Origin of the sequence: Rhizobium sp. L43, assembly GCF_002531725.1 — a bacterium.
In the GTDB taxonomy this organism is placed as follows: Bacteria; Pseudomonadota; Alphaproteobacteria; order Rhizobiales; family Rhizobiaceae; genus Rhizobium.
Genome location: NZ_NWSQ01000049.1, coordinates 1 through 14,082, shown reverse-complemented (window position 1 = coordinate 14,082; position 14,082 = coordinate 1). Strand labels below are relative to the sequence as shown.

Genomic DNA, 14,082 nt, shown 5'->3' with positions numbered 1-14,082 from the left:
CCGAACTTCAGCATAGTCTGATGGAAAAGCGGCTGGTTGGCAATCGGCCGGCGTCGCCGGCCGGTAGCCGCCAGGTGCTATGACTTCCGAACCTAGCGCCGCAGCCATGCCTCGATGCCGCGTGCGGCCGCCCGGCCGGTCGCAAGACAGGCGGTGAGGAGATAGCCGCCGGTCGGCGCTTCCCAGTCGAGCATCTCGCCGGCGACGAAAGTGCCCGGCAGCGCCTTCAGCATGTAGTTTTCGTCGATGCCGCCCCAGCGGATGCCGCCGGCCGAGGAGATTGCCTCGGCGATCGGCCGGGTTTGGCGAACCGGGATCGGCAGGGCCTTGATCATGCCGGCGAGACGTTGCGGATCGGTCCGGTCGCGCTCGGGAGCGCGTTCGCGCAGCAAGGCCGCCTTGACGCCGTCGAGGCCGGCTCCCTTGCGCAGGCGGTTCGAAAAGCTCGATTTGGCGTCCTGCCGCTTGAGGTCGCGGGTCAGTCTTTCGATCGTCCGGCCCGGGGCGAGGTCGAGCGTCAGGACAGCGCTGCCACGGTTCAATAGCTGGTCGCGGAGGCTGGCGGTATGGGCATAGACCAGGCCGCCCTCGATGCCGCTTGTAGTGATGACGAATTCGCCAGGAAGGGTGCCGGTTTCCGATGTGGCGGTGACCGACTTCACCGGTTCGCCGGCGAAACGCTCGCTGAAGTTTTGGCTCCAGTCGACGACGAAGCCGCAATTGGCGGGCTGGAAGGCATCGATCTCCACGCCCCTCTCCGAGAGCCAGGGCAGCCAGCTTGCATCGGAACCGAGGCGCGGCCAGCTTGCGCCGCCGAGCGCCAGCAGGGCTGCGTCGCAATGGACGATGCTGCGCCCTTCTGCCGTTTCGAAAGCGTAACCCTCGTCGGCAAAACCGATCCAGCGATGGCGGCTGCGCAGCGTGGCGCCCTGCGCCTCCAATCGCCTGAGCCAGGCGCGCAGCAAAGGCGAGGCCTTCATCACCGTCGGGAAGACCCGGCCGGATGAGCCGATGAAGGTCTCGGTCCCGAGGCCCGCGGCCCAACCCCTGATATCATCAGGGGTAAAGGCATCAAGAGCGGTTTGTAGGTGGGCGGAGGCCACTCCGAAGCGCGTGCTGAAACGGGCATAATCCTCGGAATGGGTGATGTTGAGACCCGATTTGCCGGCCAGCAGGAACTTGCGGGCAAAGGTCGGCATGGCGTCATAGACCGTCACCGCATGACCGGAGAGCGAAAGCAGTTCGGCAGCCGCGAGACCCGCCGGGCCGCCGCCGATGATGGCAATCCGCTTCTGGTTCATTGATATCTCGCCCGATTCTCTCTGTATGCAGTTTTGGCGCGGGCGCGGACCGCCCGCAAGGGCAGCGGTTAGTGGTGCGGATGCGTGCACTGGCCGTGGTCGGCGAGAACTTCGATGACGCGGCATTGGTCGACGCGGCCGTGGCCGCAGCCTTCCACCATGGTTTCCAGCTCGGCCTTCAAAGCCATCAGGCTGCGGATGCGCTGCTCGACCTCGACGAGACGGGCCTTGGCGATGGCATCGGCCGAGGCGCAGGACTGGTGCGGATCATCCTGTAGGGTGAGCAGCGTGCGGATCGCCTCGATCTCGAAGCCGAGTTCGCGGGCATGGCGGATGAAGGTGAGGCGGTTGATATCGGCCGGCTCGAAGGAGCGCTGGTTGCCTTCGCTGCGGCTCGGCGCGGCAAGCAGACCGATGCTCTCGTAATAACGCACCGTCGGCACTTTGACGCCGCTCCGGCGCGCGGCCTCACCAATCGTGATTTTTTTCATGATTTTTCTCTTGCACCTCTAGTCGCTAGAGGATGTAGGAGGGATGCTTCTGTTTGACAAGGAAGCGGATGATGGCTGAGACGAGCGAGACACGATACCGGGTCGGCGGCATGGATTGCGCCTCCTGTGCGACCAAGATCGATACCGCGGTCAGACGTGTTGCCGGTGTCGCCGATGTTTCCGTCTCGGTGATGGCAGGCACGATGACCGTCCGGCATGACGGCAGCAGCGACCTCAAGGCGATCGAGAAGAAGGTGACGGGGCTCGGTTATTCGGTCTCGCCCTTTGCCGGAAACGCAGCACCCGCGCATGACCATGGCGGGCACGATCATCACGACCACGGCGATCATGAGGGTCATGATCACGATCATGCTGGCCATGATCATGCAGGCCAGGAAATCGAAGGTCCGCATGGGCACGACCATGCGCCGATGGCCGGTCCCTGGTGGCAGAGCAAGAAGGGCAGGCTGACCATCCTTTCGGGTGCGGCGCTGATTGCCGCCTATGCCGTCGGTCATCTGGTGCCGGCGATTGGTTCCTATGCCTTCATCGTCGCCATGCTGGTCGGGCTGGTGCCGATCGCGCGGCGCGCGCTCATGGCCGCCTTCTCGGGAACGCCGTTTTCGATCGAGATGCTGATGACGATCGCCGCCGTCGGCGCCGTCATCATCAATGCCGGCGAGGAAGCGGCGACCGTCGTGTTCCTGTTCCTCGTCGGCGAGCTGCTGGAGGGCGTGGCGGCGGGCAAGGCGCGCGAAAGCATCCAGTCGCTGACGGCCCTGGTGCCGAAAAATGCGCTGCTCGAAGACAATGGCCAGACGCGCGAAGTGCCGGCGGAAAGCCTCGCTGTCGGCGCCATCATTATGGTGCGTCCGGGCGACCGGATCTCGGCAGACGGCATCATCATCTCGGGCGAGAGCGCGATCGACGAGGCGCCGGTGACGGGCGAGAGCACGCCGGTGTGCAAGGGTGTCGATGCCGTGGTTTTTGCCGGAACGGTGAATGGTGATGCGGTGCTCAGGGTTCGCGTCACGGCGGCCGCTGCCGACAATACCATTGCCCGTGTGGTCAGACTGGTGGAGGAGGCGCAGGAATCCAAGGCGCCGACGGAACGTTTCATCGATCGGTTCTCGCGCTATTACACGCCCGGCGTGGTGGTGGTCGCCGCACTCGTTGTGGTCGCTCCGCCGCTGTTGTTCGGCGGCTTGTGGAGCGAATGGGTCTACAAGGGGCTCGCCATCCTGCTGATCGGCTGCCCGTGCGCGCTCGTCATTTCGACGCCGGCGGCGATCGCTGCTTCGCTTTCGGCAGGCGCACGGCGCGGGCTGCTGATGAAGGGCGGCGCGGTGCTGGAAACGCTCGGCAAGGTGACGATGGTCGCCTTCGACAAGACGGGCACGCTGACGGAAGGCAAGCCGCAGGTGACCGATATTATTCCGTTCGGATTGAGCGAGGCGCAGGTGTTGTCGCGGGCGGCGGTGCTGGAGCAGGGTTCCAGCCATCCCTTGGCGCTGGCGATCCTCAACCGCGCCAAGGTGGACGGCGTTCCCGTGCCGCCGGCCTTCGAGCTGGAGGCGTTGCCGGGCAAGGGTGTCAGCGGCAAGGTCGGCGGCGAGACGCTGGACCTGTTGTCCCCGCCGGCCGCCCGCGAGCGCGGGGCGCTCAGCGCTGAACAGGATGCACGCATCACTGACTTGAACGATGAGGGCAAGAGCGTGTCGGTGCTGCTCGTCAACGGTGCGACGGCCGGCCTGATCGCCATGCGCGACGAGCCGCGCGAGGATGCGCAGGCCGGTCTTTCCACGCTCAAATCGGCAGGCGTCAAGGCGATGATGCTGACGGGCGACAACAAGCGGACGGCGGCGGCCGTTGCCGGCATGCTCGGCATCGACTGGCGCGGCGAGATGATGCCGGAGGACAAGCAGCGGGTCGTCGGCGAATTGAAGCGCGAGGGCTTCATCGTCGCCAAGGTCGGCGACGGCATCAACGACGCGCCGGCACTGGCAGCTGCCGATATCGGCATCGCCATGGGCGGCGGCACCGATGTGGCGCTGGAGACGGCAGATGCCGCGGTGCTGCACGGACGCGTCGGCGACGTGGCGCGGATGATCGAACTGTCCAAACGCACGATGCGCAACATCCTGCAGAATATCAGCATCGCGCTCGGGCTGAAGGTGGTGTTCCTGGTGACGACGATCGCCGGCATTACCGGCCTCTGGCCGGCGATCCTCGCCGATACCGGCGCCACCGTGCTGGTGACGATCAACGCGCTGCGGCTGCTTCGGATAAAGGAATGAATGTATTCCCGATGGCGGTCTGAAGGCCGACGATTCGGGCGAAAGTCGCCGAGCCGGTCATCCGTTAGGTCGGCTCTCAGTTTGTTGACAAAGTCTCCTCCGTCATGCTCGGCCTTGTGCCGAGCATCTAACCACTGCAATTGCTTGACTGAAAACCATTTATTTTCAGATGCTTAATTGGCCGGCGCAGATCCTCGGCACAAGGCCGAGGATGACGTCGCAGGTTTTGCAGTCAGCAGCCTGGGAGCCGGCTGCAGGCCGGCTCTCGGTGTTCAGGTCTTCTCCACAGCTCGTTTTTCTTAAGCCTTCGTTATCCATGTTTTTCACAGGAATGTAGCAATTTCAAACCTGTCGTAACGCAAGGCGCAAACCATCCGTTGACGCGAATTTGGATTGAGATACTATATCTAGTGTTCGAGGTTCCATCGATTCGTAGGGATTGATGGCTAAGACGGGAATTCGGTGCGCTTCGCCATCACGACGCGGCAATGCCGGAGCTGCCCCCGCAACTGTAAGCGGTGAGCAACTGTCCGATTTCAGGTCACTGGAGCATGATGCTCCGGGAAGGCTGGGGCAGGGTGCTTTGACCCGTGAGCCAGGAGACCTGCCTCGAACAAATCGTCCACGGGCGGGGTGTCCGGAAGGTCGCGTTGCATGGCTGCGGATAATTTCCGCATCGCGTTTCGCAGGCCCGAACCTCCGCCCCCGAAACCTTCGCATTGAGCCACTTCGGGGTGAAGTCATGTCAGTATCTCAGTCCAGGCCGCCACCCGCGCCAAGAGGGCGGATCACGCCCGGCGGCTGAACGAGCCGCATAGCTGCAAAATACCGAGCGTTTTCGACGGATATCGACAGATTTCCGATCGATGTCATGCGTCCCAATCGCGTCGTCACGAGGAATATCATGACCATTACCGTCTACAGCAAGCCTGCCTGCGTCCAATGCACTGCCACGTACCGCGCCCTCGACCGGCTGGGCGTCGATTATGACGTCGTTGATATCTCGCAGGATGCCGAAGCGATCGATCGCGTCCGCAGCCTCGGCTACATGCAAGCGCCCGTCGTCATCGCCGGCGATCAGCATTGGGCGGGCTTCCGTCCTGATATGATCAGCGCGCTCTCCTGAGCCGAGGACAAGCGGTGGGCCTGATCGTCTATTATTCCAGTCGATCCGAGAATACCCATCGCTTTGTCGCCAAGCTCGGACTGCGCGCGGCGCGCATTCCGGCAGGTGGCGCAGACGCGTTCCATATCTGCGAACCCTTCGTGCTTGTTGTGCCGACCTATAGCGGCGACGGCGGCAAGGGCGCCGTTCCCAAGCAGGTGATCCGTTTCTTGAACGATGCGGAAAACCGAGGACGCATCCGCGGCGTGATTGCCGCGGGCAACAGCAATTTCGGCGAGACATACGGGCTCGCCGGCGATGTGATCTCGCGGAAATGCCAGGTGCCTTACCTCTACAGGTTCGAGCTCATGGGCACGGAGGAGGATGTCGCCAACGTCAAACACGGGATGGAACGATTTTGGACACGGGAACAACTCTGACGCGGGATGTGGGCGCAAAACCGCATAACACTTTTGCTCATCCCGCCGGCGAACGCCCTTTGAAAGCGGCGGAAGCGCTCGACTACCACGCGCTGAACGCAATGCTGAACCTTTATGACGACGAGGGGAGGATCCAGCTCGATAAGGACCGCATGGCTGCCAAGCAATATTTCCTGCAGCATGTGAACCAGAACACGGTGTTCTTTCACAATCTCAGGGAAAAGCTCGATTACCTCGTGACCGAGGGCTATTACGAGCAGGAAGTCCTCGACCAGTATTCCTTCAATTTCGTCCGCGACCTGTTCGACCAGGCCTATGCCAAGAAGTTCCGGTTCCCGACCTTCCTCGGCGCTTTCAAATACTACACCAGCTATACGCTGAAGACCTTCGACGGAAAGCGCTATCTCGAGCGCTACGAGGATCGCATCTGCATGGTGGCGCTGGCGCTTGCGCGCGGCGACGAGGGCCTTGCCCGCGACATGGTCGACGAGATCATTTCCGGCCGTTTCCAGCCGGCGACGCCGACCTTCCTCAATGCCGGCAAGAAGCAGCGCGGCGAACTGGTTTCCTGCTTCCTGCTGCGGGTCGAGGACAATATGGAATCGATCGGCCGGTCGATCAATTCGGCGCTGCAATTGTCGAAGCGCGGCGGCGGCGTGGCGCTGTCGCTGACGAATATCCGCGAGGCGGGTGCGCCGATCAAGCAGATCGAGAACCAGTCGTCGGGCATCATCCCGGTGATGAAGCTGCTCGAAGATAGTTTCTCCTATGCGAACCAGCTCGGGGCGCGGCAGGGGGCGGGTGCGGTCTATCTCAACGCCCATCACCCCGACATCATGCGCTTCCTCGACACCAAGCGCGAAAATGCCGACGAGAAAATCCGCATCAAGACGCTGTCGCTCGGCGTCGTCGTACCCGACATCACCTTCGAACTCGCCAGGAATAATGAGGACATGTACCTGTTCTCGCCCTATGACGTGGAGCGCGTCTATGGCGTGCCCTTCACCGAGATTTCGGTGACGGAAAAGTATCGCGAGATGGCTGATGATGCCCGTATCTCCAAGAAGAAGATCAAGGCGCGCGAATTTTTCCAGGTGCTTGCCGAAATCCAGTTCGAGAGCGGTTATCCCTACATCATGTTCGAGGACACGGTGAATCGGGAAAACCCGATCGCCGGGCGCATCTCGATGAGCAATCTCTGCTCGGAAATCCTGCAGGTCAGCGAGGCGAGCGACTACAACGACGACCTTTCCTACAAGCATCTCGGCAAGGACATTTCCTGCAATCTCGGCTCACTGAACATCGCGGCGGCCATGGACTCCGCCGATTTCGGCAAGACGATCGAGACCTCGATCCGGGCGCTGACAGCCGTTTCCGACATGAGCCACATCTCCTCGGTTCCCTCGATCGAAAAGGGCAATGACGAGAGCCATGCGATCGGCCTCGGCCAGATGAACCTGCACGGCTATCTCGCCCGCGAACGCATCTTCTACGGCTCTAGGGAAGGCGTCGATTTCACCAACATCTATTTCTATACGGTGACCTATCATGCAATCCGCGCCTCGAACCTTTTGGCGGTCGAACGCGGCGCGAGCTTCAAGGGCTTCGAGAATTCGAAATATGCCTCCGGCGATTATTTCGACAAATATACCGAGCAGCTCTGGGAGCCGGCGACTGAGAAGGTGCAGGCACTGTTCGACGACGCCGGAATCCACATTCCGACGCAGGAAGACTGGGCGGCGCTGAAGACGGCGGTGATGGCCTCCGGCCTCTATAATCAGAACCTGCAGGCGGTGCCGCCGACGGGGTCGATCTCCTATATCAACCACTCGACCTCCTCGATCCATCCGATCGTCTCGAAGATCGAGATCCGCAAGGAAGGCAAGATCGGCCGCGTCTATTATCCGGCGCCGTTCATGACCAACGACAATCTCGATTATTACCAGGATGCCTATGAGATCGGGCCGGAGAAGATCATCGATACCTATGCGGCGGCGACCCAGCATGTCGACCAGGGCCTGTCGCTGACCTTGTTCTTCCGCGACACGGCAACGACGCGCGATATCAACAAGGCGCAGATTTACGCCTGGAAGAAGGGCATCAAAACCATCTACTACATCCGCCTTCGCCAAATGGCGCTGTCCGGCACCGAGGTGCAGGGCTGCGTGTCTTGCACGCTGTGAGTTGATACTTCGCTCCGGGGCATATCCCTTCGCCCCGCAGGCGGGGAGAAGGTGCCGGCAGGCGGATGAGGGGCGAATCCGGACACATCCTTGAGAGGGACCATAATGAACATGCAAATCAAACCCGCCTCCCGCGTGCGCGCCGTCAACTGGAACCGCATCGAGGATGACAAAGATCTCGAAGTCTGGAACCGGCTCACCGGCAATTTCTGGCTGCCGGAGAAGGTGCCGCTTTCGAACGACATTCCCTCCTGGGCAACGCTGACGCCGGCCGAGCAGCAGCTGACCATCCGCGTCTTCACCGGGCTGACGCTGCTCGACACGATCCAGAACGGCGTCGGCTCGATCCGGCTGATGGAAGATGCGGTCACACCGCATGAAGAGGCGGTGCTTTCCAACGTCTCGTTCATGGAGGCGGTGCATGCGCGTTCCTACTCCTCGATCTTTTCGACGCTGTGCTCGACGCCCGATGTCGACGATGCCTATCGCTGGTCGGAGGAGAATGAATTCCTGCAGCGGAAATCGGCGCTGATCATGGAGCAGTACGGCTCCAGCGATCCGTTGAAGAAGAAGGTCGCGAGCGTCTTCCTCGAGAGTTTCCTGTTCTATTCCGGCTTCTACCTGCCCATGTACTGGTCGAGTCGCGCCAAGCTGACCAACACGGCCGACATGATCCGGCTGATCATCCGCGACGAGGCGGTGCACGGCTATTATATCGGCTACAAATTCCAGCGCGGTCTGGAGCGGCTTTCCGAGGAGAGAGGGCAGGAAATCAAGGATTTCGCCTTCGAGCTGCTGCTCGAACTCTACGACAACGAGGCGAGATATACCGAGGCGCTGTATGACGGCGTCGGGCTGACCGAGGACGTCAAGAAGTTCCTGCACTATAACGCCAACAAGGCGCTGATGAACCTCGGCTATGAGGCGCTGTTTCCGGCCGAGGTCTGCAAAGTCAACCCGGCGATCCTGTCTGCGCTGTCGCCGAATGCCGACGAAAACCACGACTTCTTCTCCGGCTCCGGTTCCTCTTATGTCATTGGCAAGGCGGTTGCGACCGAAGACGAGGATTGGGATTTCTGAGACTTGATTGCGGTCTGCCCCTTATCATTTGCTTCCCTATCGCCCACATTCAGCGGAAACTGAATTTGATCCTCGCCGATGATGTGGCGCAGCGGAGTTTTTAATGTCGTCTTTTCCAAACAAAGCCGGGACCGCCGTCGACGCGGAGGGGGGCGTCTGGCCGATCCGCAGGAGACGGATCCTCGACTGGCTGGTGAATGAGACGCGCGGCGAGCGGTTCATCGACAACATCCTGGTGGAGATGTGCGAGAAGCTGCTTTCGGCAGGGGTGCCGGTGGCGCGGGCGACGTTGCATTTCCGGACGAACCATCCGCAATGGATCGGTGCCCGCATCCTCTGGAAGGAAGGCCTGGCCGAGGCCAAGATCAACACATTCGCTTATGGTGTCGAAAACACGCCGGAGTTCCTGAACAGTCCCGTCAACGCAATCCATCAGGGTGCGGAGGAAGTGCGCAAACAGTTGGAAGGCACGGCCGACGGCGAGTTGGATCCATTCTATCAGGAACTGCATGATGACGGCTTGACCGAGTATATCGCCTGGCCGGTCCAGCACACCTTCGGCAAACGGCATGTCGTGACATTTTCCACCAGCCGGCCGGGCGGTTTTGCGGGCGAGCATATCGATTTCCTGCGCGATCTGCTGCCGGCCCTGACCCTTGTCAGCGAAATCAGGCTGAAGAACATTATGGCGCGCACGCTGCTGCAGACCTATGTCGGGCCGCATGCGAGCGAACAGATCCTGTCGGGTGTTACGACGCGCGGCAGCGGGGCCACCGTCGGTGCGGCAATCATGATCTGCGACCTGCGCGACTTTACGGCGATTTCCGATCTCTGGCCGCGCGACGATGTCATCCATTTGCTCAACGACTATTTCGATGCCATGTCGGACCCGATCGAACGCTATGGCGGCGAGATCCTGAAGTTCATGGGCGACGGATTGCTGGCGATCTTCCCGCTGAGCAAGGACACGGCCTGTCGCGATCTGCTGCAGGCGATCCGCGAAGGGCAGGCGTTGATGGCGCAATTGAACCAGGAGCATGAGCGCAACGGACGCGAACCGCTGCGCTACGGCGTTGGCGTGCATGTCGGCGACGTCATGTACGGTAATATTGGGTCGCGCCGGCGGTTGGATTTCACTGTCATCGGCCCGGCGGTCAATGTCGCCTCGCGGCTGGAAAGCCTGACCAAAGAGGTCAAGCGTCCGGTGCTTTTGTCGCGGGCCTTCGTCGAAATGGCGGACTGCGCGAAAGACATGGACAGTCTCGGCACCTTCCCGCTGCGCGGGCTCGGCGAGCCGGTCGATGTCTTCGCCTTTCCGGAGCAAGCAATTCCAGGAAAAGTGTGAAGCGGTTTTCCCAGGCAAAGCGCGAAGCGCTTTTGCCGGGAATTGCGTAAAAACAAAAGGTTTTCAGGGCAGGTAGCTCAGACCCCTCGCTTGTTTCCCCACAGCAGCACGTGCAGTTGCGGCAGCACGCGGGCTTTAAACCATCGGTCGGCCGTCACCTTATCGACAAGCCAGTGCATCCGATCCATCACGCCGTCGATATCGATGCGGGCGTCGTCATCATCGGGTGGCGGCGGCGTGTGGTTTCCAGGCTGAAGGAACAAGGGAATATAGGGGTAACGCTTGCCCACCTCTTGAGCGAACGCATAGTCGGCATCGTCGAAGACGACGATTTTCAATGCGATCTCCGGCCCGCCGGCGCTGAGCCGAAGACAGTTATCGATCTCACCCCAATCGGTCAGCATTCCGCTTGACGGCGGCTTGGGGCTCAACACCAGGATGTCGAGATCGCGAAACCAGTTCCGGGCCACACTTCCCTGCGTTTCCAGCGCGAAGCGGTATCCTTGAGAATGGCCGAGCTCAATCAGCGGCCCCAGAGGTTGGATCGCCGGATTGCCTCCGGAAAGGGAAACCGTCATCGGCTTGCCTCCGGAGAGCTTCGTGACCTCCTGCCAGATCGCATCGGCCGCCATCGGAATCCATTGATCCCGGTAGGCGCTGTCGACCGCGTGCAGGCTGTCGCACCAGGAACAGCGATAGTCACAGCCGCCTGTCCTGACGAACACGGTCGGCAGCCCGATCAGAGCGCCTTCGCCCTGGATGGTCGGGCCGAAGATCTCGCTGACGCGAATGGTCTCTCCGCTCATGGCCGGTACTCCGCCCAGGTCTTCGGCGTCTCGCTGACGCGGACGGACGATGTTTCCGGGAAGCGCTGCTTGCACCAGTCGTAAAAGTGCTTTGCCAGGAATTCGGAGGTGACTTTCGAATGGCCGAAGACGTCGTTCAGGTGGCGATGATCGAAGGTTTCGTCGATATAGTGCTTGAGCGGCGAGAGGTCGTGATAGTCGCGAACGAAGCCGTCATCATTCAGGCTTTCGGCAGCGAGCTCGACGACCACGACATAGTTGTGGCCGTGGAGCCTGGCACATTGATGATCGGCCGGCAGGTGATCCAGCTGGTGCGAGGCGGAGAGATGAAACTCCTTGGTGATGCGGTACATCAACGCACCTCCGCGGCAGAATATTGCGACACCGCCGCTTTCCAGAAATCGCGGTCTTCGTATTCCGTGGGGTCGGGAATACCGGCCAGATGGAACGCCTCGCGGCGTTCAACGCAGGTTCCGCAGCGTCCGCAATGGAGCTTGCCGCCCTTGTAGCAGGACCATGTTTCCGCAAAGGGCGTCGCATGTTTCGCGCCGTCGATCACGATCGCCGCTTTGGGAACATCGACATAGGGTGCAAGCAGTCTGACGCTGGCATAGCCGTCCAGCGCTTCGTTCTGCATGCGCTGGAAGGCGTCGATGAAGCCGGGCCGGCAGTCCGGGTAAATGAAGTGGTCGCCGCCATGCACGGCGACGGCGACGGCATCCGCTTTCTGGGCGGCCGCCAGGCCGAATGCGATCGCCAGCATGATGGCATTGCGGTTCGGCACCACGGTGGCCTTCATGGTCTCCTCGGCATAATGGCCGTCCGGGACCTCGACATTGTCGGTCAGGGCCGATCCGCTGAGATGGCCGCCGAGCGCGGCGATGTCGATGACATGATGGGGAACGGCAAGTCGTGCGGCGCACCGGGCGGCGAAGTCGAGTTCCTTGCGATGCCGTTGGCCGTAGTCGAAGGAGACGAGGCCGATAAGCTGTTGTTCCGCCGCCATTTTGTGGGCAAGCGAAACGGAGTCGAGTCCGCCAGAGCAGACGACGATGGTTTTCATATTTTGGATCCCTTGTTTTGACCGGGTGGGCTGCGACCGGATTACGGCGTGCTTCTAGGACAAATCGCGCGTCTTGGGAATAGCCTTGAGGCACGCGCCTTCAGAGGGGTTAACCGATCGGGAAATTGATCTGCGGCGTCAGCAGCAGGTGCAAATCGTCGAGGTTAACATTGTTGATGCGTTGCAGCAGCATGCGTCCGAGATCTTCGCCCGCCGCCGTCAGGTCCTCGTGGATCGTGTCGACTTTCGGCTGCAGTTGGGTGAGAAGCCGAGACGTTTCCTTGGCGACGATATCGTAATCGACAGCAAGTGTCCGGCCGGCGTCGCTCATGCCGCTGATGACGGCGAGTGCGGAGACTTCGCCAGGACAGATGAAGCCATCGGGCGCATCCGGCGCGGTGGCGCGGCTGCAGATGAAATCGCGCAGCACATCCGCCGGCGTATCGAGATCGACCGTTTCGGGGATCTCATAAGCAATGCCTGCCTCCCGCACCGCCGTCATGAAGCCGTGCAGGATATGCTGGCAGAAAGTCAGCCGTTTCGGCGGCAGGATCACGGCCACCTTTCTACGCTCCTTGGCGATCAGCCGGCGCGTGGCCTCATAGGCAAAGCTGAAATTGTCGTAGTCGACATAGGGGTGCGGCGTCGAAAATTCCGTGCGGCCATGACAGATGAAGGGAAAGCCGGTTTCGAGCAGCAGGCGGACGCGGGCATCGAGCGGTTCGGTCCGCGTGAAGATCAGTCCATCGGCAAGATGGTTGCGGATGATGTATTCGGCGGCTTCGACGTCGGTCGTCGACAGGAAGTTCGGGGCGACGACGAGATGATAGGACGTTTCCTTCAGTGCCTTGGCGATGCCGTACATGATCGAGGTGCTGAAACCGACCACTTCCTCATGCGAATCGAGCAGGATGGCAATGACGTTGGTGCGGCCGGTCTTCAGGCGCTGCGCGGCCCGATCAGGGAGATAGCCGATCTCGCGGGCGATGCGGTGCACGCGCTGCCGGGTCTCCAGCGAAATCTGCGGTGCATCGGAGAGCGCCCGTGACACCGTCGTCACGGCCAAGCCGGCGATCGTGGCGATCGTTCGCAAGGTCGGCTTGCCGCGCTTATGGGTGATATCGAGATTTTCGCCGCGTCGCGGCCGGGACGGTTCGGTCACTCTCGGCTTTCCGTGCTGGAATTGGCGATACAATAACACGATGACTCGGGCGCGCAATCGAGGAATGAAAACGTTTTAAATTTTTACCACCTGTTAGCTAGTATGATAATTACTATAAAATTCAATTGGATATCGAAATAACTATATTTTTCTCGGGAGTCGAGAAAGGGCTTGACGATCCGTGGCTTATAACGTTTTAAATTAGCAACCGCGCGGAGGAGCGCGGCCGTATGTCGACCGTCAACGGGCGGAAAACATCGGGCGGCAGGGAGGGCCTGCCGCCGATCTTCAAATGGGAGGAAATTCATGCGCAAGTTCTTGAGCTCGGCGGCTGTTGCCGTCGTGATGATGGCTGGCCTCGGCGCGGCGCAGGCTGCCGACGTGAAAGAAGTGCAGATGCTGCACTGGTGGACGTCTGGCGGTGAGGCTGCGGCTTTGAACGTCTTGAAGCAGGATCTGTCGAAGGAAGGTTTTGCCTGGAAGGACGTTCCTGTTGCCGGCGGTGGCGGCGATGCGGCGATGACGGCGCTGAAGGCGATGGTGGCGGCCGGCACCTATCCGACAGCCTCGCAGATGCTGGGCTATACCGTGCTCGATTATGCCCAGGCCGGCGTCATGGGTGATCTGACGGAGACGGCGAAGAAGGAAGGCTGGGACAAGTCGGTGCCGGCAGCCCTGCAGAAGTTCTCGGTCTATGACGGCAAGTGGGTGGCTGCCCCCGTCAACGTGCACTCGGTCAACTGGCTGTGGATCAACAAGGCGGTGATGGACAAGATCGGCGGCACCCAGCCGAAGACCTTCGACGATCT

Annotated in this window: 13 protein-coding genes and 1 riboswitch; of the genes, 7 read left to right on the top strand and 6 right to left on the bottom strand. The window is 61.1% G+C overall.

Annotated elements, in window-relative coordinates:
* Window positions 1–92 precede the first annotated feature (92 nt).
* Complete coding sequence (locus CO667_RS33120; RefSeq protein ID WP_097622205.1) at window positions 93–1,301, bottom strand: TIGR03862 family flavoprotein; 1,209 nt, start codon at window positions 1,299–1,301, stop codon at window positions 93–95.
* 68 nt (window positions 1,302–1,369) lie between these two features.
* A complete protein-coding gene (locus CO667_RS33115) occupies window positions 1,370–1,792 on the bottom strand; it encodes a helix-turn-helix domain-containing protein (protein ID WP_097622204.1) in 423 nt (140 codons plus the stop codon).
* Window positions 1,793–1,863: 71 nt separating this feature from the next.
* On the opposite strand from CO667_RS33115, the gene CO667_RS33110 reads away from it, so the two are divergent.
* The 6 genes from CO667_RS33110 to CO667_RS33085 all read left to right on the top strand — a co-directional run bounded on the left by CO667_RS33110 (window position 1,864) and on the right by CO667_RS33085 (window position 10,242).
* Entirely contained in the window at window positions 1,864–4,089 is a 2,226-nt protein-coding gene (locus CO667_RS33110; protein ID WP_097622203.1) for a heavy metal translocating P-type ATPase, read from the top strand.
* Between the two features lie 400 nt (window positions 4,090–4,489).
* Window positions 4,490–4,716: riboswitch (cobalamin riboswitch) on the top strand.
* 277 nt (window positions 4,717–4,993) lie between these two features.
* Complete coding sequence (gene nrdH / locus CO667_RS33105; protein ID WP_097622218.1) at window positions 4,994–5,215, top strand: glutaredoxin-like protein NrdH; 222 nt, start codon at window positions 4,994–4,996, stop codon at window positions 5,213–5,215.
* 14 nt (window positions 5,216–5,229) lie between these two features.
* On the top strand, window positions 5,230–5,634 hold the full coding sequence (gene nrdI, locus CO667_RS33100) for a class Ib ribonucleoside-diphosphate reductase assembly flavoprotein NrdI (protein WP_097622202.1): 405 nt from the start codon (window positions 5,230–5,232) through the stop codon (window positions 5,632–5,634).
* Window positions 5,613–7,817 carry a class 1b ribonucleoside-diphosphate reductase subunit alpha gene (gene nrdE, locus CO667_RS33095; RefSeq protein WP_097622201.1) on the top strand — a complete coding sequence of 735 codons (2,205 nt, stop codon included), beginning with the start codon at window positions 5,613–5,615 and terminating at the stop codon, window positions 7,815–7,817. The genes nrdI and nrdE overlap by 22 nt, the downstream gene beginning before the upstream one ends.
* 105 nt (window positions 7,818–7,922) lie before the next feature.
* Window positions 7,923–8,897, top strand: a complete 975-nt coding sequence (gene nrdF / locus CO667_RS33090; RefSeq protein ID WP_097622200.1) for a class 1b ribonucleoside-diphosphate reductase subunit beta — start codon at window positions 7,923–7,925, stop codon at window positions 8,895–8,897.
* Between the two features lie 103 nt (window positions 8,898–9,000).
* Window positions 9,001–10,242: an adenylate/guanylate cyclase domain-containing protein gene (locus tag CO667_RS33085; protein ID WP_097622199.1), complete on the top strand. Its 1,242-nt coding sequence runs from the start codon at window positions 9,001–9,003 to the stop codon at window positions 10,240–10,242.
* Window positions 10,243–10,319: 77 nt separating this feature from the next.
* Here the strand turns inward: CO667_RS33085 and queE are convergent, their stop codons facing one another.
* The 4 genes from queE to CO667_RS33065 form a co-directional block, all read right to left on the bottom strand.
* Window positions 10,320–11,048 (bottom strand): 7-carboxy-7-deazaguanine synthase QueE, encoded by a 729-nt coding sequence (gene queE, locus CO667_RS33080; protein ID WP_097622198.1) that lies wholly within the window; start codon window positions 11,046–11,048, stop codon window positions 10,320–10,322.
* Complete coding sequence (gene queD / locus CO667_RS33075) at window positions 11,045–11,401, bottom strand: 6-carboxytetrahydropterin synthase QueD (protein WP_097622197.1); 357 nt, start codon at window positions 11,399–11,401, stop codon at window positions 11,045–11,047. The genes queE and queD overlap by 4 nt, the downstream gene beginning before the upstream one ends.
* Window positions 11,401–12,111 (bottom strand): 7-cyano-7-deazaguanine synthase QueC, encoded by a 711-nt coding sequence (gene queC, locus CO667_RS33070; protein ID WP_097622196.1) that lies wholly within the window; start codon window positions 12,109–12,111, stop codon window positions 11,401–11,403. The genes queD and queC overlap by 1 nt, the downstream gene beginning before the upstream one ends.
* Before the next feature lie 109 nt (window positions 12,112–12,220).
* Window positions 12,221–13,273, bottom strand: a complete 1,053-nt coding sequence (locus CO667_RS33065; protein ID WP_097622195.1) for a LacI family transcriptional regulator — start codon at window positions 13,271–13,273, stop codon at window positions 12,221–12,223.
* Window positions 13,274–13,579: 306 nt separating this feature from the next.
* On the opposite strand from CO667_RS33065, the gene CO667_RS33060 reads away from it, so the two are divergent.
* On the top strand, window positions 13,580–14,082 hold a 503-nt coding region (locus CO667_RS33060), incomplete at its 3' end, for an ABC transporter substrate-binding protein (RefSeq protein WP_143540781.1).

What these genes read in the sequence shown, in the direction of transcription:
- CO667_RS33120 (WP_097622205.1), bottom strand. Translation starts at nt 1,301, where the DNA reads ATGAACCAGAAGCGGATTGCCATCATCGGCGGCGGCCCGGCGGGTCTC.
- CO667_RS33115 (WP_097622204.1), bottom strand. Translation starts at nt 1,792, where the DNA reads ATGAAAAAAATCACGATTGGTGAGGCCGCGCGCCGGAGCGGCGTCAAA.
- CO667_RS33110 (WP_097622203.1), top strand. Translation starts at nt 1,864, where the DNA reads ATGGCTGAGACGAGCGAGACACGATACCGGGTCGGCGGCATGGATTGC.
- nrdH (WP_097622218.1), top strand. Translation starts at nt 4,994, where the DNA reads ATGACCATTACCGTCTACAGCAAGCCTGCCTGCGTCCAATGCACTGCC.
- nrdF (WP_097622200.1), top strand. Translation starts at nt 7,923, where the DNA reads ATGAACATGCAAATCAAACCCGCCTCCCGCGTGCGCGCCGTCAACTGG.
- CO667_RS33085 (WP_097622199.1), top strand. Translation starts at nt 9,001, where the DNA reads ATGTCGTCTTTTCCAAACAAAGCCGGGACCGCCGTCGACGCGGAGGGG.
- queE (WP_097622198.1), bottom strand. Translation starts at nt 11,048, where the DNA reads ATGAGCGGAGAGACCATTCGCGTCAGCGAGATCTTCGGCCCGACCATC.
- queD (WP_097622197.1), bottom strand. Translation starts at nt 11,401, where the DNA reads ATGTACCGCATCACCAAGGAGTTTCATCTCTCCGCCTCGCACCAGCTG.
- queC (WP_097622196.1), bottom strand. Translation starts at nt 12,111, where the DNA reads ATGAAAACCATCGTCGTCTGCTCTGGCGGACTCGACTCCGTTTCGCTT.